22 protein-coding genes are annotated in these 26,707 nt (G+C 51.0%); 5 read left to right on the forward strand and 17 right to left on the reverse strand.

Annotated elements, in window-relative coordinates; all coding sequences use genetic code 11:
* Window positions 1-30: 30 nt before the first annotated feature.
* Both JMJ16_RS27485 and JMJ16_RS27490 read right to left on the reverse strand, forming a co-directional pair.
* Entirely contained in the window at window positions 31-3,834 is a 3,804-nt protein-coding gene (locus JMJ16_RS27485; protein WP_201386768.1) for a helicase-related protein, read from the reverse strand.
* A gap of 23 nt (window positions 3,835-3,857) precedes the next feature.
* On the reverse strand, window positions 3,858-5,744 hold the full coding sequence (locus JMJ16_RS27490) for a hypothetical protein (protein ID WP_201386769.1): 1,887 nt from the start codon (window positions 5,742-5,744) through the stop codon (window positions 3,858-3,860).
* A gap of 168 nt (window positions 5,745-5,912) precedes the next feature.
* Between JMJ16_RS27490 and JMJ16_RS27495 the strand changes: the two genes are divergently transcribed.
* Window positions 5,913-7,295 carry a transposase gene (locus JMJ16_RS27495; protein WP_201377970.1) on the forward strand — a complete coding sequence of 461 codons (1,383 nt, stop codon included), beginning with the start codon at window positions 5,913-5,915 and terminating at the stop codon, window positions 7,293-7,295.
* Here JMJ16_RS27495 and JMJ16_RS27500 read toward each other — a convergent pair.
* Window positions 7,230-8,519, reverse strand: coding sequence for a hypothetical protein (locus tag JMJ16_RS27500; protein ID WP_201386770.1), 1,290 nt, complete (start codon window positions 8,517-8,519; stop codon window positions 7,230-7,232). The genes JMJ16_RS27495 and JMJ16_RS27500 overlap by 66 nt on opposite strands.
* Window positions 8,520-8,855: 336 nt before the next feature.
* On the opposite strand from JMJ16_RS27500, the gene JMJ16_RS27505 reads away from it, so the two are divergent.
* On the forward strand, window positions 8,856-9,671 hold the full coding sequence (locus tag JMJ16_RS27505; protein ID WP_201386772.1) for a hypothetical protein: 816 nt from the start codon (window positions 8,856-8,858) through the stop codon (window positions 9,669-9,671).
* A 1,058-nt stretch (window positions 9,672-10,729) separates the two neighbouring features.
* The gene (locus JMJ16_RS27510; RefSeq protein WP_201386774.1) at window positions 10,730-11,356 is read left to right on the forward strand and encodes a hypothetical protein; all 627 of its coding nucleotides are present in this window, start codon (window positions 10,730-10,732) and stop codon (window positions 11,354-11,356) included.
* A 15-nt stretch (window positions 11,357-11,371) separates the two neighbouring features.
* Here JMJ16_RS27510 and JMJ16_RS54660 read toward each other — a convergent pair whose 3' ends face one another.
* Both JMJ16_RS54660 and JMJ16_RS54665 read right to left on the reverse strand, forming a co-directional pair.
* On the reverse strand, window positions 11,372-11,932 hold the full coding sequence (locus JMJ16_RS54660; RefSeq protein WP_236601428.1) for an IS630 family transposase: 561 nt from the start codon (window positions 11,930-11,932) through the stop codon (window positions 11,372-11,374).
* Window positions 11,887-12,378, reverse strand: coding sequence for a winged helix-turn-helix domain-containing protein (locus JMJ16_RS54665; RefSeq protein WP_236601427.1), 492 nt, complete (start codon window positions 12,376-12,378; stop codon window positions 11,887-11,889). Before JMJ16_RS54665 ends, JMJ16_RS54660 begins: the two co-directional genes overlap by 46 nt.
* A gap of 454 nt (window positions 12,379-12,832) precedes the next feature.
* Here JMJ16_RS54665 and JMJ16_RS27520 point away from each other — a divergent pair, with 454 nt between their 5' ends.
* A complete protein-coding gene (locus JMJ16_RS27520; RefSeq protein ID WP_201386776.1) occupies window positions 12,833-13,144 on the forward strand; it encodes a hypothetical protein in 312 nt (103 codons plus the stop codon).
* A gap of 656 nt (window positions 13,145-13,800) precedes the next feature.
* On the opposite strand, the gene JMJ16_RS27525 is transcribed toward JMJ16_RS27520, so the two are convergent.
* The 11 genes from JMJ16_RS27525 to JMJ16_RS27575 form a co-directional block, all read right to left on the reverse strand.
* Window positions 13,801-13,974 carry a hypothetical protein gene (locus JMJ16_RS27525; RefSeq protein WP_157506387.1) on the reverse strand — a complete coding sequence of 58 codons (174 nt, stop codon included), beginning with the start codon at window positions 13,972-13,974 and terminating at the stop codon, window positions 13,801-13,803.
* Between the two features lie 415 nt (window positions 13,975-14,389).
* Window positions 14,390-15,748, reverse strand: coding sequence for a sulfatase (locus JMJ16_RS27530; protein ID WP_201386778.1), 1,359 nt, complete (start codon window positions 15,746-15,748; stop codon window positions 14,390-14,392).
* A 16-nt stretch (window positions 15,749-15,764) separates the two neighbouring features.
* Window positions 15,765-16,826, reverse strand: coding sequence for a Gfo/Idh/MocA family protein (locus tag JMJ16_RS27535; RefSeq protein WP_201386780.1), 1,062 nt, complete (start codon window positions 16,824-16,826; stop codon window positions 15,765-15,767).
* Window positions 16,807-18,255, reverse strand: coding sequence for a sulfatase (locus tag JMJ16_RS27540; protein ID WP_201386782.1), 1,449 nt, complete (start codon window positions 18,253-18,255; stop codon window positions 16,807-16,809). Before JMJ16_RS27540 ends, JMJ16_RS27535 begins: the two co-directional genes overlap by 20 nt.
* A 5-nt stretch (window positions 18,256-18,260) precedes the next feature.
* Window positions 18,261-18,797 carry a Gfo/Idh/MocA family oxidoreductase gene (locus JMJ16_RS27545; RefSeq protein WP_201386784.1) on the reverse strand — a complete coding sequence of 179 codons (537 nt, stop codon included), beginning with the start codon at window positions 18,795-18,797 and terminating at the stop codon, window positions 18,261-18,263.
* A gap of 52 nt (window positions 18,798-18,849) precedes the next feature.
* On the reverse strand, window positions 18,850-19,251 hold the full coding sequence (locus JMJ16_RS27550) for a Gfo/Idh/MocA family protein (RefSeq protein WP_201386786.1): 402 nt from the start codon (window positions 19,249-19,251) through the stop codon (window positions 18,850-18,852).
* Complete coding sequence (locus JMJ16_RS27555; RefSeq protein ID WP_201386788.1) at window positions 19,245-20,057, reverse strand: sugar phosphate isomerase/epimerase; 813 nt, start codon at window positions 20,055-20,057, stop codon at window positions 19,245-19,247. The genes JMJ16_RS27550 and JMJ16_RS27555 overlap by 7 nt, the downstream gene beginning before the upstream one ends.
* A gap of 13 nt (window positions 20,058-20,070) precedes the next feature.
* Window positions 20,071-20,973 (reverse strand): carbohydrate ABC transporter permease, encoded by a 903-nt coding sequence (locus JMJ16_RS27560; protein WP_201386790.1) that lies wholly within the window; start codon window positions 20,971-20,973, stop codon window positions 20,071-20,073.
* 2 nt (window positions 20,974-20,975) lie between these two features.
* Complete coding sequence (locus JMJ16_RS27565; protein ID WP_007906930.1) at window positions 20,976-21,908, reverse strand: carbohydrate ABC transporter permease; 933 nt, start codon at window positions 21,906-21,908, stop codon at window positions 20,976-20,978.
* Window positions 21,909-21,995: 87 nt separating this feature from the next.
* Window positions 21,996-23,402 (reverse strand): ABC transporter substrate-binding protein, encoded by a 1,407-nt coding sequence (locus JMJ16_RS27570; protein ID WP_201386792.1) that lies wholly within the window; start codon window positions 23,400-23,402, stop codon window positions 21,996-21,998.
* A gap of 147 nt (window positions 23,403-23,549) precedes the next feature.
* Window positions 23,550-24,362 carry a phytanoyl-CoA dioxygenase family protein gene (locus JMJ16_RS27575; RefSeq protein ID WP_236601723.1) on the reverse strand — a complete coding sequence of 271 codons (813 nt, stop codon included), beginning with the start codon at window positions 24,360-24,362 and terminating at the stop codon, window positions 23,550-23,552.
* A 233-nt stretch (window positions 24,363-24,595) separates the two neighbouring features.
* Here JMJ16_RS27575 and JMJ16_RS27580 point away from each other — a divergent pair, with 233 nt between their 5' ends.
* Window positions 24,596-25,549: an AraC family transcriptional regulator gene (locus JMJ16_RS27580; protein ID WP_201386803.1), complete on the forward strand. Its 954-nt coding sequence runs from the start codon at window positions 24,596-24,598 to the stop codon at window positions 25,547-25,549.
* 37 nt (window positions 25,550-25,586) lie between these two features.
* Here the strand turns inward: JMJ16_RS27580 and JMJ16_RS27585 are convergent, their stop codons facing one another.
* The gene (locus tag JMJ16_RS27585; RefSeq protein WP_201386805.1) at window positions 25,587-26,549 is read right to left on the reverse strand and encodes an AraC family transcriptional regulator; all 963 of its coding nucleotides are present in this window, start codon (window positions 26,547-26,549) and stop codon (window positions 25,587-25,589) included.
* Window positions 26,550-26,707: the final 158 nt, after the last annotated feature.

Below are 26,707 nucleotides of genomic sequence, written 5' to 3' on the forward strand. Positions count from 1 at the left end.
CCTCCTTGCAGCCTTCTGGACTACCTTGTGCTATTCTCGCATACTAGAGAGGAGCATATTGATGATGTTCAGCTCCCGTGACATGAACAGATATTTGCCTGTAAATATCTTGCTACGAGCTTCACTGGCGTTTAAACTGCGGAAAACGAGAAAGGGAAATTCGTCGTATTGCTGCCCAATGGGTAGCATGCTGTCCGCGGGATAAAGCGTACGTATGTAGCGTGCCAGAAGCGTGTGAAATGGGAGTCGCAGTGGGTTTTCCTGATCTTGTGGCTCATGTTCTCCCTTGAAGTGGTCACTCATTTCTTTATGCAGCAGGAAAACGGATAATGGTAGGGCGTAGTGTTGATCGGTATGACTGCTCTCTTGTTCGTAGTGCGGAATTTTGTGATCTGCCATATCCTGTAGTGCCTTAATCAGAGCAATACCATCTTTGAGCGCACTCTGAAAGCTGGGCGGGTAGCGCGGATCTGTGCTTAAATCTTTCATTGCAGTCAAAAGATCGATACCTAATGCCCTATTCCGTTTCAGGACCTCCTCAAATTGCATCCAGTATGCTTCTTGCATCGACATGTTTACGATGGGCACGACGAGAACACTCCCGTTGACGTGTGCAATCTCTAGTGGGGGGAGCGTTAATAGCTGGTCGAAGCCCTGACGCATCCTGCGGTCAAATTCGTGTGCGAAGGTCGATATCAACGCGATGTAGTTGTGCCGTTTTATCTCATCTTCTTCTTGCGTCCGCACTGCGAGTGGACGCAGGCTGATGTGTACGTTTTCCAGGGTACGCATCAGGCTCTCCTGCACAACTGAGAGCCTTTTGTCGCTGTAGAAGCGATGGCTGAGCGTCTGTGCTTCACGTATCAAATTGCTGATGCGCGAGGTAAAAGTTTCCCCTGCAGCATACACAGATTTTCCCCCGATGGGTATCATCATGAAGTATTGGTCAATACCCAATTTCAGGTATCCCGCGATACGTGTCATCATCGAGGTTTTAAGAATGAGCAGGACGTTGAGGAGATGGATCATACTTTCGCGCACAGTGTAGGAGCGGTCGGCGCTATTGGTGTAGATGACCTGGTCGGTGAGGTAAAAGAGCAGGTGTTTTTCCTCTTGATCGCGGTACTTATCGCCACGTCCCCTATAGATTACCTGGAGGATCTCCATGAGATTTTGTTCAATTTCGAAATGAGGAATATCGATGAGAATGCGTGTAGCTTCAGGAAAAGAGAGTCCGCGACTGGCTGAAGCTGTCATGAAGACGACTTTGGCAGTCTTGCGAAACTGCGCAATATCCTTTTTGTCTTGCTCTGAGACGTTGGCGTGAATCTCAAGGTAATCAGCGTTGGGTTCAAAGTGACCTCGTGCTCTCTTGATGATCTGAATGAGCTCGGATAGGCGCTGCTTATCCTGAATGTAGACCAACTGCTGAGCAACGTTCTTGTTCTCCAGGGTGGAAAGAATGTCGGTTACGATACGTTGCTTTTTCTCTTGCTCTAGCTGTTTACTTCGCTCGGTGAATGTCGTTGTGTCGAGTTGCAGCGCATCTACGCCTACTTTATAGGTGATATGAAGCTTACTGGCTGGATAGGCGTTCGCATTAATAACTGTTGCTGGTTTGCGGAGGAAGTGAAAAGCTTCTCGGTGTAGTGGGTATGACTGATTTGAGTCTGGCGAGACCCGATGGAAGTAGATTTTATCTGGTTCGTAAGCGATATCTTCAAGGTGTTGTTTGATGATTTGGGGATCGACGATTGAAGCGTCGGCAACGATAATTTTGGTGTTGATTTGTGATGAGGTGAGTAGCTCGCGATCCTGCAAGAACGTATGTAATCCATGTAGAAATTGGACGCCGCTCTCATCGCCGGTCACTTCGTCGATCATGATGAAGAGATGCCTGATGTTCTGGCTCAGTTCCCGCAGTTTCTCCGGGATAACCTGCCCTCGGTCGTTATAGACACCTTTGAAGATGGTATTCAGGTGATGGAGCGTCGTTTTCTGCGCGTCCTTTAACCGTTTCAGCGATTGAACGGCAACCGTTGCAACGATGGCCTGTGTCTGAGGTTTCTCTAATGTCACATGGAGTGCTGTGCAGAGACTATCCAGTACGCCGCTGATCCGTTCCCCTTTGTCGATTAACAGTCCTTCCTGGATCTCTTCGAGTTGGCGGGCGCGAGCTTGTTGTCGTTGTGCCTCGTTGCTCTCAGCGTGGATGAAGGTGACATTTTTTTCTCGGAAGGTGTCGTTGCGCTGGTCCGAGTAGTAATGCACTGTTTTTTGCCCGCCGTGGTTACGAATGATCAGCGAATTCGAGGTAATCCCGAAGATGTTGGAGCAGGGGGGCTCTGTATCCGTCGTTTCGCGGAACTTCTGGATGATATCGAGATTGACCTGCTTGCGTGGACTGATATACAGAAACAGAAAGCCCTCGCCACTCTGGCGAGCCCGTTTCAGGAAGTTGACAATGGCGGTTGTTTTCCCGATACCTGGATTGCCGGTCAGAAAGAGGTAGGGGGCATTTCCTCGTAACTCTTTGCTGGTTAATAAGGCGTGCACATTGAGAATGTTCTGGTTGGTGTATTCTTCGGGCGTGAGCTCGGTGCGCAGGTTGGGGCTCAAATCCTTCTCTCTAATGGGCTCACGCGTATTTAAAAAGCCTTCAATGGTCTCGGAGTGAATGTGCCAGTGCGGGCCGTCACCGATGTCTACCAGGTGAACCAGCCTTTCTACAAAGTCCCTTTGGCCGCCGAACCCTTTGCGTGCTGCCCTTTGAACCTTACTCAGTACCGCATCACGTGCCTCGCCAATATCTTTATCGTTGGTGTGGTGTCGGTAAATCTCGGCGCATGTTTTCAGTAATGATACTTGATCCTGGTTTACCGACATGGCGTTGATGGCGCGGTCTGTATAGCCAATGATGTTGAAGAGGACTTTATCCGCTTCGGTCAGAATACCCTTGCGCAATAAAAAGGCATAAAAGTCGTCCGCATAGCTGGCTGCTTGTATTAATTTGACCGTTTCTTTATCATTGCGTTTGAAGGCTGTGAAGTAGGTTTTGAGTTGTTCTGATAAAAGGTCGTTGGTAAAGGTCTCTTTTTCGGTATCGATACTCATGTCGCTGAAGACGCTTTTGGACCGATTATAATACAGTTCTGCGCCCAGCAGGTTGCGCACGTTTTCTATGTTGCTCAAATCCCTGGCTTCGTCGAGGTGTTGGAGCGAAAAGACGGAGAGGTCGATGCAGAGGATGCGCCAGTGGCGGCCGTACTTAAGCAGGAGCAGGGTATCTGCGTTGAGGAATTTGCCTCTGCGGCCGTGCTCTTTTATCTCCGCTTCGCTCATGGAGAACTCGGTTGCTTTAAAACTTTGAAATTGTTGCATCAGGTCCCGCACCGCGGCTTTATCGTTTTTGTTGTAGATGTAGAAACTATTCTGACCGTAGAAATTGCATTGCAGATAGACGATCTCTCGAGGCATATCTTTGCGGTGGTGCGCGAACGACTGCAGGTATTCAGTAAAGAGGTTGAGGCCGGCGAGATACCCTTTGTGGGAGAAGTAAAGGATCCAACGTTGCAACTGCTCTTTGTCTATCTGGTTGATAACTCCTGTCCTCTTGTATATCTCATTCAGCAAACTCTGTTTGCGCAGGTGCTTCAGGTCGTTGGTGTAGAGGTCTTCAAAATGAGTTATAACCTTCTCGTGCTGAGTGATGGCAGCTAGAAAGCCTGTGTTGAAGCTGAGCTCAAAGATTCTCCCCAGATCCTCCCCGAAATGTTGATTCTGTTCCCGTTGTTCAGTGACGTCCCCAATAGTACGTGCGTGATGCTGTTCCATACTATAATCCTCCCTTGCAACTGCTATTTTGCGTTAACGTGCATGACTGCGCGAACAACGGTCAGGAAAGCCAGGGAGTTGAAGCGCGCTCGTCCATCGTTCATGTTGGGAAAGATTGAGAGCGCTCCGACGGATGAATCGCCGATGATGTCAGTGTAGGGGTCGAGCTTGAAACCTACTGGATTCCTTTGCTGACCGGCTTTCTCATATCGTGAAAAGTGCAGTAGGGTAATAAAATCGAGGATCTCCGCCTTCATGCTATTGGATGCTGAGGTGTTGAGCAGGTCATTCCAGATATATTGATCGTAGGTTGGATCGTTGGTATAGACGTTAATCAACGTCGCATAGGACATGACACCATTGTAGATGGCATTGGGATTGACTTTGATGCCATTGAAAAGGTTCAAAAAGATCTGTGAGCGACGTGACGGGTCGTTGCTTACCGTTGTGAGATCGCTGATATTATCTATATAAAGTGAGTCAGCGCGTAGCAGCGGCCCACTTTGTGCCGATGGCAATTTCCGGTTGATAACGTAGTACTTGTCGCAGAAGGTCGGGTAGACTTTGATGGTATCGTCAACGCTGCGCATGGCCTGGATAATATCTTTATTCATGAAGAAGAGATCCTGCTCGTCGCTATCGGATATATTGAGATTGCTGCTATAAGGCGCGCGCGCAACGTAGAGAAAATGTTGATAGCCTTGGCTATGATACTTTTTCACCTGCTCGATAATGACATCGGGGCGGCGAAAAAGATCCTGGCTGTTCTGATTGGCTGAGAATGTGTTCAGTGTACGCACGGTGACGGTGTTGTCTGAACCCCTTTCGAGTCCAATAACTTTTCCTATGACTGTGGATATATAGGAGTCGGGCGATTTGAGGTTCTCATCGCTCTTGCGGCTAGAAACAACGATAATCGCAAGCTTATTCAAGAGATGGGGGCGCTCAGGTGCGGATGATGCATCACTGGTTTCCGGCTCTTGCAATTTAAATGTATGTGGCAGGGTAGAGTAGAGCGAGTAGAGAGCATTCCCCAACTTGTATACGTTGTTTTGAATTGTATCGATATGGAACCCTTGTGAACCACTCATATAGTCCTCTCCAAGCATGTGGGCAAGTTGCTTAGAGAGTGAGTGCATAAAAGTCTCGTCGTCGTACTTGTCGCTTTTCTCATCCGGTGCCTGCTCTGCCCTGGCGTGGATACAGATGATAGGAGTGAATAGTGTTCTTTTCTGTTCGATCGGGAGACTGTCGGCGAGTATCTTAATCGCGGTGTAGGCGAGGAGCGTGTAGGTGAAACGGTACACGAAGGCTCGCGTAGAGTCCCCGTAAACGTCATGATGGCGGTAGTAGAGCGCGATGCGGCTGGTATTTTCATAAGCCTTTTTATATTTGTTGGGTGCTCCTTCGTCAATGGGGGCCAGGAATGTTGGTAAGATGTGAATGCCCTCCGTCTGCGCGTACATGGTGAATTGATCGGTTTGCTGACCGGTGGGAGAGTAGTAGATGGGCTCAAAGACCATGTTCAATGACAATTTACTCAGTGTATTGGCGCTGGGGGCATCGCTGGTGACGGCTAGGTATTTGAGCGCGTTGCGCCCGTTGCTGCTATCAAAGGTGTCTTGAAAAAAGTTCCCTTGAATAATCTGGTTGACGTCTTTTGTAAGGATGCTTTTGTCTAGCGTCAATGCCAGCGAGTATTCTTGTTGAGTGGGGCCAATGGGTGCCTGTCTCAGAAAATCAACAATTGTATCGCGCAGCACGTTGAGATTATTGCTCACTATCGGCTGAGTAACGGCTTGTTTGAGTTTTTTGATCGCAGCGATGACTTGTGCGTCGTCGTTAGAGCGGAGTGCGGGGAGGAGCTCGCTTTCAAAGTAGGCGCTTGGGCGAAAGTCTTTATTCTCCATCTCTACAAACACAAAACAGTAGAGCAGAGCTACTTTCAGTACTTTCTCATACGTAAATTTTGGCCAAAATAGTGGCAGCAAGCTTGGCAAAAGAAGAGCTTGCAAAGAAAAAGATGATGATCTATAGCTCTTGCAGAAAGTCAACCAAACAAGAGGAGATTCATCATCATGACAGAATCTACGATGAAACTGACCCAACGTTTTACCGGATGTGCGAGCCTAGCCGCACTGGGCATCAAACTACGCACCCTGGATCTGCTGGCACCGATCCGAAAGCTCGTTCAGATCCCGCAGAAGACCGTGAAAGACACGCCCTTTGAGAAACTGTCCGATGCCTTCATCAGTATCCTGGCGGGAGCCACAGGGCTGGTGGAGATCAACAGCCGCTTGAGGAGCGATCGTGCGCTGCAACACGCGTTTGGACGGACGCGCTGCGCCGAGCAATCGGTCGTCCAGGAAACGCTCTCTGCCTGTACCGCCGAGACGGTGAAGCAAATGGAGCACGCGATGAAGCTGATGTATCGCCAACACAGCCAAGGCTATCGGCATGACTACCATCGGCAATTTCAAATCCTGGATGTTGATCTCACGGGTCTGCCGTGTGGCAAAAAGGCTGCTCTGGCTACCAAAGGCTACTTTGCTGGGGCGCGCAACCGCCGTGGACGGCAATTGGGCCGTGTCCTGGCGACCCGCTACGGGGAAGTCGTCGTCGATCAACTCTTTGAGGGCCGGACCAAACTGTCCGAGGCGTTTGTGCCTCTGGTTCAAGCTGCCGAGGAGATCCTGGACCTTAATGGCGCGAAACGCGCGCGCACCCTGTTGCGGGTGGATGCTGGGGGTGGCAGCATGAACGATGTGAACTGGTCGCTCACCCAAGGCTACCAGATCCTGTGCAAGGATTACTCCGGCCAACGTGCGACTCGCCTGGCAGCTTCCGTGACCCGTTGGGTTGACGATCCCGATGAGCCGGGGCGGCAAGTGGGATGGGTCGAAGTGGAAGCGCCGGAGTATGTGCGGCCTGTGAGGCGCATCGCAGTTCGTAAGCGCAAACCTAATGGACAGTGGGGCATCGCGGTCCTGATCTGCAGCCTGCTGCCCGATGAGGTTGAAGAACTGAGTGATGGCCTGCTTGTCCACAGTCTTGATCCTGTCAAGGATCTGCTGCTTGCCCACCTGCGTCTCTACGATCAGCGTGGAGGTGGGGTCGAAACCTCGTTCAAAGGCGACAAACAGGGGGGTGCCCTCGGCAAGCGCAGCAAAAAGCGGTTTGAAGCGCAACAGATGGTTATGCTCTTGGGCAGCCTGGTCCACAATGTGCTCGTCTGGGCACAAGAGTGGTTGGTCGTAACGACCTCTGCGGTGCAGCACTACGGACCTTTGCGTTTGGTACGCGATGTTTTTCATATCAGTGGCTTTCTCCTCCTTGATGCGTGGGGGCGCGTCCGTCAGATCGGACTCAATCAGGATGCTCCGCTGGCTCCTGTCTTACTCAGCCCTTTCCAAACCTTCGTCGCTCCTGCGCATGTCGCCATTTATTTGGCCAAAACTTAGGTCATAGAAGGTGTGCTCGTTTTTCGCTGCAATTTTGCGTGCCAGGAATTCTTTGCTTGTGGGATCGAGCAAGATAGTGTTGAAGTCGAAGACGGAGCGCCCGTTACCTCCGTGATTATGGACTTGCCCGTTGAATTTTATTTTGACACCGGAGGTGAAAACTTTGGTATGCCGGTTTGTATCAGTGTTTTCTCCAAGGAAACCGTCTATCTCCGGAATAATCGGGAGCGCGTTAAAGGCATCGGCGCGCGCAAAGAGATCGCGGTAGTTGAACTCATCTTTGTTGAAGTATACTGTATATTCGCTATAGGCTTTGTCCGGCTGGCGGGTGTATGCATCTAGCCCTTGAAGGCGTCGAATGAGATTGCCCAGGAGTTGGATAGCCTTGCTCAGCTTCTGAGCGCTTTGGCTTTGCGGCTGTTTGCTCTTTTTCCACGTCTGCATACCGTGTGCTAGGTAGTGCAGATAGCGTATTCTGGCTTCACGGTGTATACGTGCCACAGATTCTTTCAGGACAATGTCCTTGAGCTGATTGAGATTCGAGTTCTCCTGGACTTGAGCGCTAGCCAGGTTCTCTCGCACATCAGCGACATCGTCTTCGTCGCAGCCATCATATTGTTCGATATAATCGTTGATGCTCTGGACAATTTGCTCAGTAAAACTGTCAATATTGGTGACCTTGAGCGTTAACTTATGCGCTTTCAGCCAAGTATCGTCCTTTGACTCCTCTTTGCTTGCGTGCAGACTGCGTTTTTCTAGCAGGTGTTCTTTTTTGAGTGGATAGGAAAGCCCGACTGCTTTGTCCTGGATAAATGCATCTATAGGCGTTCGTAGCGCCTGCGTATAGCTTTCCAGGGAGTGGTGCTTAAGTACTTTCTCCACTCGACCAAGCAACTGGGTGCGCAGCTCATTGAAGATTTTTTGTTGAAGATCGTGGCTAAATTCTGACTTCTCGTTGATATCGAGGGCATGGACTGACGCATAGCTCAGACCATCCCTGATTTCGAAGGGGTAGCGGTTGCTATCGGCAAATCTTCGCGCGACAGCGTCAGCGATTTTATCAATATCAAAGGATAGCCTATCTTTTTCAGGGAAAATGTATTCGTTGCTTTTGCTCTGATCGCTACCCTTTGTCGGTTTCTGTATTTCTTCCTGAATAGCCTGGAGAAGTTCGGCATAGTTGACAGGGGAAAGTTGCTGATCATTATATTCGATACCGCTCATATGTGTACAGCCATGCACATACCGCTGGTGTGGTGCGCACAGCACTCCCTTCTTCTATCACCTGAAAAACGTACAAACCCATAGGATCTATAAACATGAATAGACTTTAGCGTAAGAATAGCACAACAACTTGGTTTTTGCAATTTATATCTCTCTTGCACCTATATAGTAATTGCGTCTTTTTTCTTCGGCTTTAGTAGAATCTTTCTTCCCTAGACTATGCTGGCCTTATACGCTCTATCGTTTCTGAAATATATGGTAAGATAATGTCGAATGGCATGAATATCAGATATGCATAATTACAAACAAGACTGCTGAGCGAGGAGTAATCACAGCGTGGAAAGCGGACAGCCACAGATGGAGATTGGTCTACCTCACATGCCTCTAGACGAGGAAACGGCCTGGAATTGGCCGGTTGATGTTCAGACGCCTGTTGACATCACCCAGTATTATGTCTGCAAGCATAGGAAGAGCGGCCTGAGTTACTGGGTGGGGGCGGCGCGGCGTATTGGTCAAACAGCGCACGATTGGGAACAACGGCGTAAAGCGCCCATCAGCTACTTGCTGAAAGTCGGTAGCGATGCCATCCATGAACGGCTTTACTATGTGCTGGCTCGCGCTCTCAATCTCCCGCAACAGCACGTGTTCTGGGCGGTCACGCCTCCTCATCGGGATTTGGTCGCTGTAGCTATCCAGTTTGAGCGGGACGCCTTTTTTCCAAAAAGGATTGACGTGACGAACAAAACGGTCCTCTATCGCAGAAAGAGGTATGCCATTATTAATGCTGAGGACTTCTGGCGCCATGAGGTCTTGCATTACTATTGTGGAACGGGAGATATTCATCAGGCGATGGTGAAGGGGAAGGTGCTCTTTGGCATCGATGCCGCTGATTGTCGCTTTTACACCCCTTTTCTTGAGGACCGTTGGCAAAGGTTTCTCGAACACCACCAAAAGCACAATCCCGCCGGACTCCCTGTGCTTAGAGAGATGATGCACCGTATCGTTGAGCATCCAGAAGTGCCCGATCTCGTCGAACACGAATTGGCAAATGCGCCAGGACCTGTTCTGGAGCATCTCGCGCGTCTTGATCATGGTCAATACGGAGAGAACCTTCGGGCGATGCATGCGAGTCTTGTTCAAGCGCTTTCCTAATTGCAGCAGAACAAGGCTCCTTCCTGTGTCTCCACTATAGGGAAGGGTTTTTTATGTACAGTGAACCATACAATGATGCTTTTTTTCGCAGAATTTAGGGAAGCGCCTCCCCAACAGTATCGGTCGATACGACCACGGAAAGATGACGGATTTCCGTTAAGAAACGAAAAATCGTATCCGCTATGGGAACGTATTCTTGCATGGTCTCATTTCGCTCACTGGTATGGATCGGATAGCTATAAGGGTGGGTATGCCGGTAATTACTACGAAAATGGCCATCTTCAAACAAAGGTGTTGACCCACGATCCACATGCCGGTTTTGAGTTTTCTCCAGTTACTCCAAAACAGCTTGCCCAGGTTGAAGAAAGCCTGGGTTTTGAGCATCCACCTCTGCTTCGTGATCTTTACCTTCATGTTGCGAACGGCGGTTTCGGACCGGGGGATGGGCTTACTGGTATCCTGGGAGGATTCTGCTATTGGGTTTTGCATGATCCACGTTATAGAGAGATGAGCAAAGAGCGATTGCTTCGGCAATACGGTTCTCTACATATGGGGCGAATTTTTGCTATCAGAGGTGGCCTGAATACTTTGGCCCCATACCGTTTGATCTGGAGGCATATGTGCGGACGTATTCTTCTCCTCAATTGGTATGTCTTGCAGAGAGGGAGTGGCCAATGACTTTTTTCCATCTTTGTGGAGATACTGCTGGTGAGGGCGATTTTTATGTTTATGCACCGAGCAATCATGTGTATTTTGTCGAGAGTGACTTTCCAGATGAGCTCTATACTTCTACTGGACAGGCAGCAAAGCATCGGCTTCACTTACAAGCTACCATGCTAGAGGAGTAGTTTGAGCGTTGGCTTGATGGAAATCTGGAAATTCAATATTTTGATGAGAAACTGGACTCTGAAGTAACTTCACCTGACTGCTCTTGATAAACAAGAAGAGTATCTTTCAGAGAACAGAGAACGCCAAGCGGGGATAAGACCAAGCGTAACCTGTGACAGGTTTCCCCACTGAAGAGCGTAGCCAGGACTTTGAAGGGGGAGCAGCGTAACATGACACAGGCAAGCGTAAACATAAAACAACAGCAATGGGGAGAGGCATGCCAGCAGTTCAGAAAGACGACCGACCGCTTAGGAATGCCGATTGATGAAGGCATTTTTGAGACAGTAGTGGTACTCAACCTGCTAGGTGTCAAAACGCGCCAGTCGTGCGAAGGGCATCTGGAGCGTGGGAGCTTCGCGCCGTGGGTGACATTGACCACACCTGGTATAGACGAGCGGTACAGACAAGCTGCACAGGCAATGAAAGAGGCTGATCAAATACGCAAAGAAGAGAAACATAGCCTTGATACATTGCATGAAGTATACGCGCCAGCTCGGCATTTGCGAGAACAAGCCGATGCAATGCATGCCCAAGATCAGCAACGTGTGATAACCCTGCTTGAAAGCTTTTATGAGCACTGCTCTGTGTCTCACGATTGCACCTTGATTGTGTACTCTCACATCCCTGGTACAAGCATCCTGGAGAGCCAAGGAGCCAGATTACAGATCATCCGTTCTCTTGAAATACGAGAGGGCAAGTTGAAGGAGTACCAGCGAGAAATGCACAATTTCACCGCGTTTCTCAAGGAGCACTTCTTAAACAGGGCGTCTTTCGCAGATGGACGAGAAACTTATTGATTTCGTGACTGGCAACTAAACCTCAGCAAGAGCATGGGAGAAACAATGCTGCAGGATGGTCCGCCGATGGCGCAGGCGCTCTTTGGCGTGGACTAGTTCCTGGCGCAGGTGAGCAAGGTCCCGGCAACAGAGGTTTTTGAGTTCACGACGTTTGAGTAAGTTCCATACCCCTTCTTGTGGATTGAGCTCCGGCGCATAGCCGGGTAAGCGTTCCAAATGCACTCGTTTCCCCATCGGACTGGCAAGAAACTGCTTGATCACGTTCGCTCGATGAATGGGTGAGCCATCCCAAATGACGAGCAAGCGACCAGGAATCTTGCGCAGGAGCACCTGCAAAAACCGGACCACATCCACTGCTTTGTACGCTCGCTCTTGCGTTTGCATGAAGATCCGCCCGTTGGGGGTGATGCCTCCAATGGCAGAGATGTGATCGCGGGTCAGTGGGACTCGTAGTACCGGGGGTTGGCCGCGCGGGGCATACGTCCGTACCACCATCGGTAACAGGTAAAAGCCCGCTTCATCGACAAAGACTATTGTGCGCTTTTCTTGTTCGGCTTTTTTTTGAGCTGAGGCCACTGCTGGTTTTTCCAGTGGGCAATGGCTTGCTCATTGCGCTGGCTGGCTCGCACCACTGGCTTCTGCAAGCTCAGACCCATCTTACGGACCAGGTACCCACAGTGATCGGGATGGTAGCTGACCCCGAACTCTCGCTTGATGGCCACTGCCAGCCTCCGGCTCGTCCACACGTCTCCCGGAAATCCATAGGCTACTGCTCCTTTCGCCAGCACCTCTGGGAGGCGCGCTTGTTGCTCTGCTGTCAGACGGGGTGTGGCTCCTTTGGCTGGATGGGCTTTGAGACCCTCTTCTCCTTTCTCTCGTCCGCTTTTCATCCATTGGCTGATTGCTCCTTCTGTCACCCCCAGCGCCACTGCGATGTCTTTTTGTTTCCATCCTCTTTGTTTCAGTTCCCAGGCGCGTTTGCGCCGTTCTTCTCGCCAATCGGCTTTCTTTGGTGCTCCCATACCTTTTTCTCTCGGCGGGTTGCTTCCAAACTTTAGCTCTCTCTCACGAGCTCAATAATACCATCCTCTCACTCTTAAAGCCATCCTGAATGAACAATGGCAAGACAGCCTTAAAACTCGCACGTGCCACCAATTGAGAGCAAAAGTGAGAGCAAAACCGCTCAACAGACATCGAAAAAGTTAGACAAGAATAGACAACAATAATCCCATAAACCGTCTCCAAAAGCCCATAGGTGAGCTATGCAGCCATACTAAAAACCCATCAAAAGGAGTTCAACTCCTCCCACTCTACTAAATAAATTAAAGACAGGAAACATCTTTATAAAGACATTTCTTGTCTTATTTTTTACCAGCCATTTCACTTATTTATCCGTCAATTGTGATATGGTACAATTATAATTAACTGATCTACCTATATTGAAATACTACGCCATATACAACAAGGAGAAAATTTATGGTAAACGTACCTAGCTATCCAGGTGTAGAAATATTTGATGGCAGTCCAGGAAGACGCAGTGAAGACTATCTTGCATGGGTAAATGCAAATGGAGGTTGCTATGTTGCCAACGCATACAAACCAAACGCATCATACATAATTAAAGTACATAAAGCCAACTGCCGTCATATTAGTGATCCCAATAAACAGAACTATACAGAAACTGATTATTTTAAGGCATGTTCTTGTAGTTTACAAACTTTAGAGAACTGTATTGCCAACTGGCCTGGCAGAGTAGAATACTGTCCAACATGTTTGGCAAGCCATTAGAATATGGACCTATGAGTAGTTCAAACCCTCTTACCGCTGACCAGATCACAATAAAACAGGCCTCATTTTTCCTAGAAAGGGCCTGTTTTATCTTCCGCCACTTCCGACATCTATCCGCCAAGGGAAGCATCGCTATACAGCAAGTACAGCAACGTGTACAGCGACCTAGACAAATAAGAGCCAATAAACATAAATATCCATAAATAAACGGCCTTATTTTGAGCTCAAGGAGGACGAGAAGAAATGGCAAAAAACAATGAGAGGCGAATCTCTCCATCGTCACCAATGGCAAGCCATAAAAATTTATTGTGTAGTATAATAGCATCATAGCCCTTATACAGCCTGAAATGGCTTCCTGTCACGCAGTATTGTTGCAAATAAAGAGAATCCCGTCGGTTCCGCCGTTGGACCCAACAAAAGCACCAGAGTCAATCAAGACTCTGGTGCTTTTGTGTTTCCGTCACCATCGGAGTACAACAAGCGTTCCGGTGGTTTCTTCGCGTTCTGTGACGCCCTCGAGCATTCTCAAAACCAGTAAAAACGCGGGCCGCGGTGTTATAGCTGCAATGAATTGTTGTTCCACATCATAATGAAGCCCTCCTGGCTCTAAAATATGCATAACCATGTCCGTCGCATATGGGTGAACCCGCTTTCGGCTAACCCGTCATAATAGATTGCCAGGCGACCACCCAGAGGGATGACTGAGGGCAATCCAATAATGGTGTGTGGCCAGGAATAGCCAGATCCACCAAGCACAACCGCTTTATTTGCAGGATTCCAATGGTCGAGGTCTGAGGACCAGTAGACCCGTAGGCATCTGTATATTCCACAAAAGGTTCCCTGGTCGTATTCGAACCAGCGACAACTCCTACATGATTGGTAAATAAGCGCACCTCCTTCAAGTGGTAGTACAAGGCCTAATATGCGCGAAACTGCTACCAGGTGCAAATAGATTCTCATTTAACAGGTTTTCCTATTCTGCTGCGAGTTTTTGCTCGTCATTCTGCTTGTAATCGGTTTTCTCTCAGCAGAAAAGATTGAATGGTCGGGTTTAGACGCGTAACAGGCTGGCAGTATCTGCTACCAGTTTTCTGCGACGAGTCGACATAGCTCAAGCAGCTTGTAAAGCAGATCAGTACATACTACTGAGAAATTGGAAAGTAGCTACCTTGCACTTCATGATAGCTTTGCGCATATTGAGCCTACGTGCCAGCACAGCAGGTCGGTAAGCCTCTTAACAAATTATCAGCGCCGGGCAAGAACACGCTCCATGAATTGGCTGTATGGCAAGGTCAGCCCCTGGCTTTGAATGGGGTCCGGCTCGCCCGTAATGCGTGCCATTTCAGTGCGCCAGTCGGCGAGTATCGTCAGCATTTCGGCAAGCTTGTCTGGAAGATTATCGCTCAGATTTCGTTGTTCGCCAGGGTCCGACCTGAGATGGAAGAGCAGCGGATCAGCGCTGCGCTGCCGTCCGTAAAAATCAGGCAAAGGTTGCCCCTGAGTATCATCAACGATGGGTAAAATGACCTTCCAGTCAAGCATGCGCAGTGCGAGCGATGCTTGACGTGTCGACTCGGCGGAGATCACATGCGGTCGTATGGCCTCACTTGTATCATTGAGCAGCGGCATGATACTCGTTCCGGTCAGTGGATATGGCAGTGCTGGCAGCCCTACCAGATCACTAAGGGTCGGTAGGATATCTTCGGTCGAGACCAGCGCCCCGATACGCCTGGTCTGCTGACCCGGCAGTCGTAACATGAGCGCGATATGCGTTACGGCATCGTACAGGCCATGATGATCAAAGTAGAAACCGCCCTCGCCGAAGCACTCTCCATGATCGGAGAGCAACAGAAAGATGGTATTGTCCCAGTTGCCGCGCGCTTTCAGCACCCGTGTGAGACGACCCACCTGAGCATCCACCTGGCTAATCTCACCGTCATACTGCGCGACAACATAAGCATAGTCATCGGGATAACGCAGTTTCATATCGTCTAGCAATGCATCGTAGTATTCAGGGTAAATGCTTCTCACCTCAGCTATGTCAATCGGACCAGAGTTTGGTTCGTAATGCAACATATCATAGGGCGGCTGTGGTCCATAGGGCGTATGCGGCTCCCAGTAGTGCATAAAAAGAAACAGCGGGTTTCCGCTATATTCCTGAATCAAGCTCAAAGCGCGGTCGGTGAGTTGCTTGCTTTGATCGGCAAAGGGTTTGTATACGAAGCCTGAGTAGTAATCGTAGCCGCGCGCGAACCAGCTACCACGTCCGTTACCCTGCACCGCCAGGTTATCGCACGCCGCCGTGATATAGCCACGTTGTTTTAGCAATTGCGGAAGAAACAGGATACGCTCGGCGAGACGGCGCTTGCTGAGATGCGCAACAATACCGTGTCGATAGGGATGCAAGCCGGTGAAAAGCGTGGTAAATGAGGGCATGGTTGGTATGCCAGCGGCAAAAGCACGGTCGAAGACGATGCTCTCAGTAGCCAGCGCGTCAATCTCTGGCGAAGTTGCTTTGGGATAGCCGTAGCATCCCAGGTGATCCGGGCGCAATGTATCGATGGCGACCACCACGATATCGGGCTGGTTTGTAGGTTCGGGCATGGGTCAATCCCTCTTTCTAGCGTGAGAAATGGATGCGTCTTCCTTCCCGGGCCGATTGGTAAGCAGCGAGCACCATTTCGATGCATACACGCCCATCCTCCGCAGTTGCCAATGGTTCCGCTCGTCCTTGTAAGTAGTCGATCAACGGGCGTGGTACCGCTTTGATGCGCTCCGCTTGCTGGCGGTTAGCGGGTAGATCAAAGCTACTCCACTCACGCGCGCTGGCTTGATACATTTTGAGCGCAGGAGCCTCGGGTGGATGCGGCAGCCACGACGATGGTGCATCGCCATAATTTTGCACAAGCACGCCCTGGTCGCCATACACCTCGGTGGTGGCCTCGGCAGCAAGCATTGTCGAACTATTTAGCAGAATGCCCATTTCCTTCTTGGCAAAGCGATAGATGGCAATGCCGTTATCATCCAGGGCCACAGTCGTGACAATATTATCAATCTCCGCCATGACGCTGACGGGCCGCCCCAGCATCCAATAGAACCAATCAGCGGCATGCGAGGCATCGTCCATGAACATGCCCATATTCTGCACCGGGTCGATATGCCAGTTGCCAGATCGCGCAAAGCCTGGCGTGAGCAGGGCATTGATCGCGTGTCGACGGCGCACGACGGCAATCTTCCCCAAAGCCCCCTCGTCGAGCAGCGCCTTGATTTTCCGATTCACCGGATCGACACGCATCTGGTAGCACATGCTAAACTTGATGCCGTATCGCTTGACCGTAGAAATGATGGTATCGCAATCTGTCAGCGTCAATGCCATAGGTTTCTGAAGCAGCACATGTTTACCAGCTTGCGCTGCTGCAACCACGTGCACCGCGTGCTGATTGGTCGGGCTGGTGACGAAGACAGCATCGATATCTTCATGTTGCAAGAGGTCATCCAGGTTGCGCTCGTACGCGATGCCGTATTGTTGACAGCATGCCATGCCACGTTCGCTGTCCTCATCCCAGGCTGCGATCACAAGCGCATCGTCAAAGTGTTTGATGGATTCGATGTAGGCGTTGACATGTCCATGCGCGAAGCTGATGACCCCAATGCGCACGACATTATCGCTTGACATAGCCATGGAGTTTCACTCCTTTCGCCTCGTCGGTTACCTCGTTGGGTGCTCGAAGCGCCTCAGGTGCGGGAATGGTGGCTGCCTGTGCCTGTTTTCGCTTGTGTAGCGGCGTGGCTCCTGCTCCAATAAGTTCGCCGGGCCTGGGTGTGCCGATCTTCGTGCCACAAATGCCTTGCGTTTGCAGAGGATCAACTTTCCGTCCCGTCTCCGCCAGACGTCGCGCGACCCACGTATCGAGGCGTGACGCCAGTCCCTGGGCCACATCGCTGTACTGCGCAACAACATTGCGTTGTTCCTGTGGATCACTCTGAAGATCAAACAGTTCTTGCATAGGGCGGCCGTGACGGTCTGGTTCCAGCGAGTTGATGAATTTCCAGCGCTGTGTGCGCAAACCACGTTTCAACTCCCACGTCGCCTCAGAGAGGTACACCTCATCATAATTGCCATCACGCAGTCCAAAGATAGGAGGAAGCAGGCTAAGGCCCTCCATCCTATCGTGATCAAGGATGCCCGCCAGTTCAAGCATGGTGGGTGCCAAGTCGAGATTTTGCACGAAGCCGGGCACACGTTTGCCCCTGGGCATTGTACCCGGCCAGTAGAAAATGAGGGGCACGTGCACATTGCCTTCATAAAGCCCATGATGGTCGAAGTACCCCAGTTGCTCATTGAGAATTTCACCATGATCAGCGGTGATAATCACCAGCGTGTCCTGGAGTCGCGGTGCAAGCTCAGCAAAGATAGTACGCAGGTGATGATCCATATAGGCCGTCTCACCATCATAAAGATTGACCACGTATTCGGCGTCGGTCACACCCGGCATCCAGTCATGGAAGTACCATTTGAACGGCTCCCATGTCCAGGCTTCATCCATGCTGTGGTTCTCAGGATCGTAAGGGTCACGGTCTTTGGGATAGAATTTGCGCCTGTAGGCCGGGGGAGGCAGATATGGCGTGTGCGGGTCCCAGTAGTGGATAAAGAGGAAAAACGGCTCTTCCTGCTTACTCAAGCGCTGAATGACTGGCAGCGCTTTTGCGTTGACCGTCTCTGCCTTGCGCAGCACCCTCGGATCAGAGCGATCCCACGTGTAGGGAATGTACTCATCGAAGCCACGGCTGAAATGGCGGCCCATACTGTCCACAGCAACGGTTGCGTAGCCCTGTTTCTTGAGGATCTCAGGCAACAGGCGTATCCCCTCGGCAATAGGAGCACCCCCACCAATGTTGACTATGTTGTGCGTCATCGCTTCCTTCCCACTGAGCATGGTTGTGAAGCTAGGATGAGTGGGAATATTGGGCGCGTAACAACGCTCAAAGAGCACGCCGCGCCGCGCAATGCTATCGATGAACGGGCTGGTCGCTTTGGAATAGCCGTAGCATCCCAGATGGTCCGCACGCTGAGTATCCAGGGCAATCAGAACGATGTTTGGTCTCTGCATCTTGTTTACCCTTGTACCTCCTCAATCGTGCCGTGCTCCCACGAGCGTATAGCGGCTTCTATTACCTCTTGAGCTGCCAGTCCATCATCGCCCGAAGCGTCGAGCGGTCCACCGGCCTGCACCTGCTCAACAAACGTCATGATACGATTGCGGAAGGTGTCATCGAACGTCCCCATGCCTCCGCCCATAATGGGATTCGCTACCACAAGCTTGTCGGGACTATTGCGCGGGAAGAACTCCAACCGCTCGAAGACATTCTCGATGACAAAACGCCCATTACTGCCGCCTACCTCACAGCGCTCGATGGGATGAAAACGACTGGCATCGTAGCTGCCAGTGAGATGACCAACGGCACCACTGGCGAACTGCATATTTATCGAGGCATTGGACCAGATCTTGCGCCCCGGCCCCTTGTACATGAAAGCCTGGACGCGCCTTATGGGGCCGCCAAAAGTGCGCATGACATCAATGGAATGCGGGTGCAGTGCACGCATGTGAAACCAGGGGGAGCTTTCATTGGGGTTGTTAATCCACAAAGCCATATTGATAAACAGCACCTCACCCATTTTTCCCTCGGTCAATAGCTGCTTTGCCCTATCCGCCGCTGGTGTGAAGCGATGATTTAGATTGACGCCAAAACAACACGCCTTGCTCTTTGGCACAACGCACCATTTCGCGTGCATGCTCAATAGTGTTGGAGATAGGCTTCTCCACCAATACATGCTTGCGAGCAGCGAGGCATTTCATGGTTGGATCATAGTGATGACCACCGTTTTCGTGGCCAGCAGTGGCAACGCTGACGGCATCGATAGCCTCGTTGGCGAGCATCTCGTCAAGATCGTGATAGGCTTTGACCCCGTACTGGCGCGCCACAGGATCGACGCGTTCGGGCAGGATATCGCATAGGGCAACAAGTTCAACGTCCTTGTTCTGGCTGTAATAGCGTGTATGGGTCTGGCCGATATGGCCCAGTCCAATGACAGCAACTTTTAACATGATCCCTCCTCAACTGTTTGCATGACGCGATGCAGATAGCCACGGCTCTCGGCGGCAATAGCAACCATCTGCCAATCCTGGAATTTCGCACCACCAATGACCTCCAGATCAACAGGTCCTTTATAGCCTATCGCCTGCAACGCACGCACGATGGCCAACAGATCGATATTCCCTCGACCCGCAACTTGCGTGGGTGGCGGACCGATGGGGATAACTTGTTCAAGGGTATCGCGAATGTGTACAGACACAATCTTCTGCCCCAACTGCTGCACAGCCTGCACCATATCATCGCCCACGCGATAGAGGTGGCTGGCATCGTAGTTAATGCCCCAGCCTTCTAGCGGAACCGCATCCAGGGCACGCAGCGCGCTTGCCGTATTATAGATAGCCTGATTGACGTGGGCTTTGACGCCTATCTTCACGCCCAATTCTTGCGCACGGGGAGCTAGTTCGCGAATGGCTGCATGCACCACGCGCTCGTCTTCACGATTATCGCTCTTCCCTCCGTTACCCGAATTGACGATCTCGATGCCAAGTTGCGCGGCGAAGCGCAGCACCGAGAGGAAGCGCGGGATATTGTCTGGCACGGTGAGGTTCATCGCCGCCTCCATAGCGACGGCTCGTAGTCCGGCTTCCTCTACCTGTCGTTTGATCTCCTGCGCATCGTCGCGCGTGGGCACAACGTGCTCGCACATACCCGGTATGGCCGCCAACTCAACCTCCTTGAAACCGCACCAGGCTACGCGTGCCAGCGCTCCTTGCAAATCTTGCGTGGGAAATAGTACCGTGTTACAACCAAGTCTCATCAAATGCTCCTTGCTAGCCCTTCACGCCCGTCAACGTAATGCCTTGAATAAAAGTACGCTGGGCAAAGAAGAACAAAATTATGACAGGTATCACCAGCACCACGCTCACAGCCATCATTGCCCCGTATTCGGTATTATATTGACCCTGAAAGAACGAGAGGCCCAGTGACACTGTGTAGTGGTTCTGGTTACTGAGGTAGATCAGCGGCCCCAGGAAGTCGCTCCAGGATATCAGGAATTGGAAGAGCGCCACCGCAGCCAGAGCCGGTTTGGACAGGGGTAAGATGAGGCGGAAGAAAATTGACAGCTCATTCGCGCCATCGATCTTTGCCGCGTCTGATAGATCCCTGGGAATGGTTAAGAAGAACTGCCTGAGCAGGAAGATGTAGAAAGGTACCCCGAAGAACGTTGGCACAATCAGCGGTAGGTAGGTATCTACCCAGCCTATGTTGCGAAACAGAGTAAACAGGGGAACCATTGTCACGTAGAAGGGAATCATCGTCGTCCCTAAGATGATTATGAATAGCGGTGTGCGTAGAGGCCAGTCGATACGCGCAATGCCATAGGCTACAAATGAGCTGGCAAGGACTGCTCCAATCATCGAGCAGAGACAAATGACCAGTGTATTGACGATGTAGAGGGCAAATGGCAGTGCCTGCAAGCCATAGATGTAGTTCCCTAGATCGATGGTCTGGGGCAACCAGGCGATCGGAAGCGCATTCAAATCGGCTTCAGTCTTGAGGGAGCCAGTGAACATCCAGAAAAACGGCGTAATAAAGATCAAGCTCAAGATGATGAGCACCGCGTGTGTTGCTATGCGCTGCCCTACACTGAAGCGCCGATTACTGACGCTTTGACGTGTCTCGATAAGTGCCTGCTCCTCGTTTTGTTCTGGAATGTAAATGCCCTGTGCCATGACTATGCACCTCCGTAGTAAATGCGCCGGCCAACGAAACGGAATACCAGCACGGTACACACAACGATGATGATAAATAGAACCCACGCCATCGCACTGGCATAGCCTACCTTGAAGAAGCGGAACGCGTTCTGGTAGAGATAGAGACTGGAAATGAGTGTAGAACCTGCTGGTGTGCCCTCACCATTGGTCAAGACATAAGCTGGTGCAAAGTACTGGAAGGCAGCGATCAGGCCGGTCACCAGCGCGAACAGCAGGTGTGGACTCAAGAAGGGTATGGTCACATTCCAGAAGCGGCCCCATACGCCCGCTCCATCAACCCTGGAGGCGTCGTAGAGATCCTGTGGTACATCTTGCAGGCCAGCCAACATAATGATCATAAGATTACCAACTCCCCAGACGCTAATAAGGATCAGGGCGGGCTTCGACCAGTCAGGGCTGGTCAGCCAGCCAGGGCCGTTGATCCCAAAGGCGCTCAGGATGTTATTCAAAACCCCATACTGTGGATTGAGCACATAGCTCCAGACGACAGCAGATGCGACAATCGGCACAATGCTCGGTAGATAGAAAATCGTCCGGTAAACGGTGATGCCGCGTACCTTAGAATTGAGGAGAAGCGCCAGCCCGAGGGCGACGAGGATACCCAGGGGAACGGAAAAGATGAGGATGTAGAAGGTGTTATAGAGAGACAACCACCAGTTACTATCGGTGAACAGGTCGGTGAAGTTTGTCAGGCCAATCCACCTGATGGGACCAAACATCGAGTATGAGGTAAAACTGTAATATAGGGATGCGAGCAGTGGATAGGCAGTGAATCCAAGCAGACCGATGATGGCCGGTGATGTAAAGAACAGTCCCCAGAGGAAGTTACGACGCGCCTGCGGATCCCGTCGTCGAAGACGGGCACTGGACTGCTTGAGGGATGTTGCGGTCATCAATATCCTCCTTCATTGGAATTGGATAAGCACTCAGCGATGAGAAAGACCCATTAGGAATGCCAAAGAAATACCAGGGGTCGAGGGTTACGAACCGGCCTCGCGCTTGAAGCGGACCCACTCCTTCATGGTACTCTCCTTGACCGTTCTGAGTGCCTGCAACGGTGTCAACTTGCCATAGATAGCATCCGAGATTATTTGCTCAAATTGTGTAGCATAAAACCCACCCACAGGGATAGCTGGTCGGGAATGCTGTGCTGTCAGCAGCACATTGTAGTATGGGCCCATGATGGGATCTGCTTTCATACGATCGAAGACGGGAGTATTTTTGCAAGCAGGGGGGAAACCAACCGTTTCCCATTGAGCCAGCGTACCTTCAGGACTGGTTGAGACCCACTTGATAAAATCCCAGGTCTCATCTGGGTGTTTGGCCCCTTTAGGAACAAACAGGCTCCAGCCGCCAAACCAGGCCCCGGCCCCTGGTTGTGTTGCTCCTGGTCCCTGATATGGTAGCAAAGTCGCCCCTACATGCATATTGGGAGCTCCTGTCTTTAAGTCTCTGGCATTAGGGGCAACCAGTGGAGCCATACCCACTGTGCCGGCACCAAAGGGAGGTAACTGTAGATTTGGCGGGCTCACGTTCACCTTGTCTGCCCCGCCTACCGATCTGGCGTACTTTACCATCCATTCAAGGGCTTTGACCACATAGTCGTTGTCGGGGGTAACCTCTTCTTTCTCAGGATCATAGAATTCGCCGCCGAAAGCCCAGCCCCAGGTGAACATCGAATTGCTGAAGCCATAGGTTCCCCATGGAATCATGCCGATCTGTGTGACATTCCCTCCCTTGCTGCGGTTGATCCTTTGCGAGTACTCATCTACCTCATCGATGGTCTGAGGAGGTCGGTTGGGATCAAGCCCCTCCTTCTGGAACAGATCCTTATTCCAGAAGAAGGCAAAGTTAGGGTCCGCGTCCCACTGTACCTGCCAGACACGCCCTTTGTAGTTCATGTCATGCCAAGCTATTGGGAAGAAAGTGTCGGCAGTGATCCCATCACGCTGCAAATAGGGGGTGAGGTCTGTCATGATACCCAGTTCAGCCCACTGGGGTGTGCTGAAAGGAGTGAGATTGGCGATATCCGGAGGCGTTTTTCCCGCGATGGAGGTAAATAGCTTCGGATTGTCATCTCCGCCGCCACCGCTGGCAGGTGCATAGGTAATTTTCACGCCAACATCTGGCTGGGCTTTTTCATATCGTGCGGCAAGCTCGTTCCAACCGACGGCAACATTACTGCTAAAGACGCTATAAATCTCGATGACGGTCTTGCGTCCGGGGGCCGGATCTTTGCCTAACGAGGAAAGTCCCGGGGGCGTAGCACCCATAATGACATTACAACCAGACAGTGCAAGAGCAGTGGCTCCAAGACTCATCGTTTTGATGGCCTGGCGACGAGTAGTGAGAAAATTGAGACGTTCGTTTAGCGAACTGCGAACCATAATCCTCCTCCTGGTGTGAGGTAGAACTTGATCGCGCATTCTCAGCGCTCAGTTTGTTGCGCACTACGAACCAATGATACAAATACTGGTAGGCGATGAGGTGGTGAAACAGTGTTCACTGCCCTCATCGCTACGCTGTGTGTATGACTACTTTCCGCTCACGCCGTGCGGCTTGAGAGCAGCAGGGTCGATCTCGTCATTGCTGAGCTGATAGCGATTATCGGTTGAGAGACGCAGGCGATCCTGCGTGAGATTGGGAAGCGCTTTGTGGATGGTGTACGAGCGGAAGAACAGCGCATCCCCTACTCCATAGTCAGCAGTGTGCCAGTGTGCCTGAGATTCATCCACAGGGACACCATGACCACCAACAGCGCCGGGATGTTTGATACTGTGCTCAATAAAGCCGAAGTTGTGACTGCTGGGCCAGACGGCCAGCCCGCCCAGTTCACGCGGGCAAGCGCCGAGGGGCGTCCAGCACGAATAGGTTTCGACAGAACCACGGATGTAGTAGTAGTCCTGGTGTGGTGGTGTCGCGAAAGCCACCGCACCGGGAAAAGTTATGCGCCCGATGCGTCGTGGGTGCACGAAGACTTCCTCACTCAGTAATTTCTGTGCCACCCCTATAAGCGCAGAATGGCACGGAAAGTTATGGAAACTGGGGGTACGCAACACCTTGCGATAAGCAGCAGCGTATTCTGGCTGCCCCTCGGTTAGCGGCTTGTGTCCGGGCATCGCTCGCCCTTCCATCAAGTCGTAAGCCGGATCAACCCATCCTGCCGCGCTAATCACTTCCAACACAGCACGCCGTACAGTGAGTACCTCCTCCTCTGGAACGAGTCCCCGGAAAAAGAGATACCCTTGTTCGTTCATCTGCTTTCGCAGCGCTTCGGCAGCGGCGTTCGCATCAGACTCGACAAACGGCGCGTAGGTATCAAAAGTTGCAGATGTCAAATCGCTCATCGCCTGCCTTTCTGTATGCTGAAACATCGTAACATGCAGTACTGCTACTTCCATGTCTTGCCTTACACTTATCATGTGGTGCTCAAATTTCACCTACCTGCTAGCATGGTAAAACAATCATCGCTTGACAAGACACACGATCTTCAGGTAAGTATAAAAGCAAGGGTGGATCATTGTCTTGTCAATTCCAGCGGATTTCTTGGCATTTTCTCCAGAAAAGGTAGGTGCATAGCATGCAGTATCCAGATACATATCTATGGACGGAGCGAACGAGACCTCAGGAGGTTATTCCTTGCTCATTCGCGAACATGGAGCAACATCAATCCATTCCTCTTCTGCTACGACATGAGCGCTACGCTGATGGCCTAGACACCGGTCCGCACCACCATGTAGATTTCTACGCCCTCTATATCGTTCAGAACGGGCAGGGCATCCATGTGGTTAATCACCATCCCTATACGGTTGTGCCTGGAGATGTCTACATTCTTCCACCCGGAGCAACCCATGCTTATCAGCACTATCGCACACTTGAGCTCGACGCGTTTTACTTTCAACGTCATCTCTTCTCTGCTGAAGAACTAGCAGCATTACGTGCGCTACCCGGATTCTGGCGTTTACTTATCGGTGCAGAGGATACCGTTGGAGATAAGCAGCCCCGCTATGCGCACCGCTTGCACCTTTCACCAGAGCATCATCGTGCCGTGAATGCGATACTTGGAGAAATTTGCCTGGAGTATGTTGAACCAGAACTCGCCGCTGTCCTGTTGACGCACTGCCAGTTATTTCATCTACTTGTCTCTGTCACACGCGGGCAAGGACCGGTAGACGAAGAACTTCCTGCTTCCAAAGTGAGCGGGGAAACTGCCTGTAGTAAAGGCATTGCCAACGTTCTGCGCATTTGTGAGGAGCGTTTTCATGAGCCGTTGACCGTACCACAACTAGCTTCTCTACTGTTTCTCTCGCCCAGCCGCTTTAGCGAGATCTTTACACGCGAGGTCGGTGTCCCACCAGCTACGTACATACGCTCCCTACGCCTGGAACGTGCCCAGACGCTGCTGCGCACCACCTCGCTTAATATGACCGAAATCGCGCAGCGAGTTGGCTTTAGCGATGGCCCCCGCCTGGCTCGTGCCTTCCAGACTACCTTCCATCAGACGCCCACAGCCTACCGGGCAACCTTTGGATAAGTAAGACACGCCGACAAGTTGGAGGCTAACTGCCATCTTATACCTGCTTGCTCTCATCGAATGTGGCCTGGTGTGTTTGATCGGACTGGATCATCGGCGCAAAAAATTGTGCCCGGTATGCAGAGGCACTCATCCCTACCTGAGCCTTGAAGCGACGGGCAAAATGCCGTGGTTCGGGCCAACCTATTGCTGCGCCGATGGCAGCAATAGGCAGATCTGTAGTGATCAGCAAATATGTCGCCTGCTGGGTGCGCTGGCGCGCGAGATACGCTATAGGTGATATTCCGATATGTGCTGTAAACAATCTCACCAAGTAGGAACGATCAATTCCCAGGCGTTTAGACAACGTTTCCAGACTCCAGGGATAGGCAAGTTGCTTATCGAGCAGGTTTTTAGCAGAGAGCACAGTCATAGGTAACGCCCGTTTCCATGCTAGGGAAGGCTCATCGATTGCATCGCGCTCGCCCATATCTTGAGCAAGTTGGGTGAGGAAGAGGAGCAGATGCCCAAGGATGGCAGTTTTTTGTAAAACACTGTTTGTCTGTTTTGCAATGTGAATAGTGTCCAGGTGGCTCAAGCATGTAGTAGAGATCGGCTGAGCAAGATGAAAAAAATGGATACTGTGCTGTTCTACACTGGTCGCTTTTGCCACAAAGAGGTGCTGGAGCCACGCTTCTTCGCCCATCCAGGAAAGCTCGTTTTGCAGCAAGCTGCAACTAAAGCAGCAATTATAGACTTCGAGTTGCCGGCAAGCACGGTACACATGCCAGGCACCAGGGCGAAGAATGATGATGTCACCTGGCGCAAGTGATTGTTCTCCTACTAGCGATTTATGGTTCCCATACCCCGAAAGAACCAGGACGACCTCGACAAAATCATGCGAGTGAGGTTCAAAATCTCCATTCATCAGGGAAACGCGCTGTGCTATGACCGGCACACCATCATTACCGTAGAGATGCTGCCAAAGTAATGCTTTAGGCCTTCTTTGATTACTCATCATGTCACTTTCATGCCAACCAAAACTGCATGAGTTACGCATATCGTTATCGTTAAAAACGACTATAGTCGGTACTGACGTACTATGTCAATAATAGCGAAGAAGTAGACGTTTTTGCCTAACAGTTTCTTGTTATAAAACGGTATATTACTATCATAATC

Source organism: Ktedonobacter sp. SOSP1-52, from assembly GCF_016587395.1.

What these genes read in the sequence shown, in the direction of transcription:
- JMJ16_RS27485 (WP_201386768.1), bottom strand. Translation starts at nt 3,834, where the DNA reads ATGGAACAGCATCACGCACGTACTATTGGGGACGTCACTGAACAACGG.
- JMJ16_RS27490 (WP_201386769.1), bottom strand. Translation starts at nt 5,744, where the DNA reads ATGGAGAATAAAGACTTTCGCCCAAGCGCCTACTTTGAAAGCGAGCTC.
- JMJ16_RS27495 (WP_201377970.1), top strand. Translation starts at nt 5,913, where the DNA reads ATGACAGAATCTACGATGAAACTGACCCAACGTTTTACCGGATGTGCG.
- JMJ16_RS27500 (WP_201386770.1), bottom strand. Translation starts at nt 8,519, where the DNA reads ATGAGCGGTATCGAATATAATGATCAGCAACTTTCCCCTGTCAACTAT.
- JMJ16_RS27510 (WP_201386774.1), top strand. Translation starts at nt 10,730, where the DNA reads ATGACACAGGCAAGCGTAAACATAAAACAACAGCAATGGGGAGAGGCA.
- JMJ16_RS54665 (WP_236601427.1), bottom strand. Translation starts at nt 12,378, where the DNA reads ATGGGAGCACCAAAGAAAGCCGATTGGCGAGAAGAACGGCGCAAACGC.
- JMJ16_RS27520 (WP_201386776.1), top strand. Translation starts at nt 12,833, where the DNA reads ATGGTAAACGTACCTAGCTATCCAGGTGTAGAAATATTTGATGGCAGT.
- JMJ16_RS27530 (WP_201386778.1), bottom strand. Translation starts at nt 15,748, where the DNA reads ATGCCCGAACCTACAAACCAGCCCGATATCGTGGTGGTCGCCATCGAT.
- JMJ16_RS27535 (WP_201386780.1), bottom strand. Translation starts at nt 16,826, where the DNA reads ATGGCTATGTCAAGCGATAATGTCGTGCGCATTGGGGTCATCAGCTTC.
- JMJ16_RS27540 (WP_201386782.1), bottom strand. Translation starts at nt 18,255, where the DNA reads ATGCAGAGACCAAACATCGTTCTGATTGCCCTGGATACTCAGCGTGCG.
- JMJ16_RS27545 (WP_201386784.1), bottom strand. Translation starts at nt 18,797, where the DNA reads ATGGCTTTGTGGATTAACAACCCCAATGAAAGCTCCCCCTGGTTTCAC.
- JMJ16_RS27550 (WP_201386786.1), bottom strand. Translation starts at nt 19,251, where the DNA reads ATGTTAAAAGTTGCTGTCATTGGACTGGGCCATATCGGCCAGACCCAT.
- JMJ16_RS27555 (WP_201386788.1), bottom strand. Translation starts at nt 20,057, where the DNA reads ATGAGACTTGGTTGTAACACGGTACTATTTCCCACGCAAGATTTGCAA.
- JMJ16_RS27560 (WP_201386790.1), bottom strand. Translation starts at nt 20,973, where the DNA reads ATGGCACAGGGCATTTACATTCCAGAACAAAACGAGGAGCAGGCACTT.
- JMJ16_RS27565 (WP_007906930.1), bottom strand. Translation starts at nt 21,908, where the DNA reads ATGACCGCAACATCCCTCAAGCAGTCCAGTGCCCGTCTTCGACGACGG.
- JMJ16_RS27570 (WP_201386792.1), bottom strand. Translation starts at nt 23,402, where the DNA reads ATGGTTCGCAGTTCGCTAAACGAACGTCTCAATTTTCTCACTACTCGT.
- JMJ16_RS27575 (WP_236601723.1), bottom strand. Translation starts at nt 24,362, where the DNA reads ATGAGCGATTTGACATCTGCAACTTTTGATACCTACGCGCCGTTTGTC.
- JMJ16_RS27580 (WP_201386803.1), top strand. Translation starts at nt 24,596, where the DNA reads ATGCAGTATCCAGATACATATCTATGGACGGAGCGAACGAGACCTCAG.
- JMJ16_RS27585 (WP_201386805.1), bottom strand. Translation starts at nt 26,549, where the DNA reads ATGATGAGTAATCAAAGAAGGCCTAAAGCATTACTTTGGCAGCATCTC.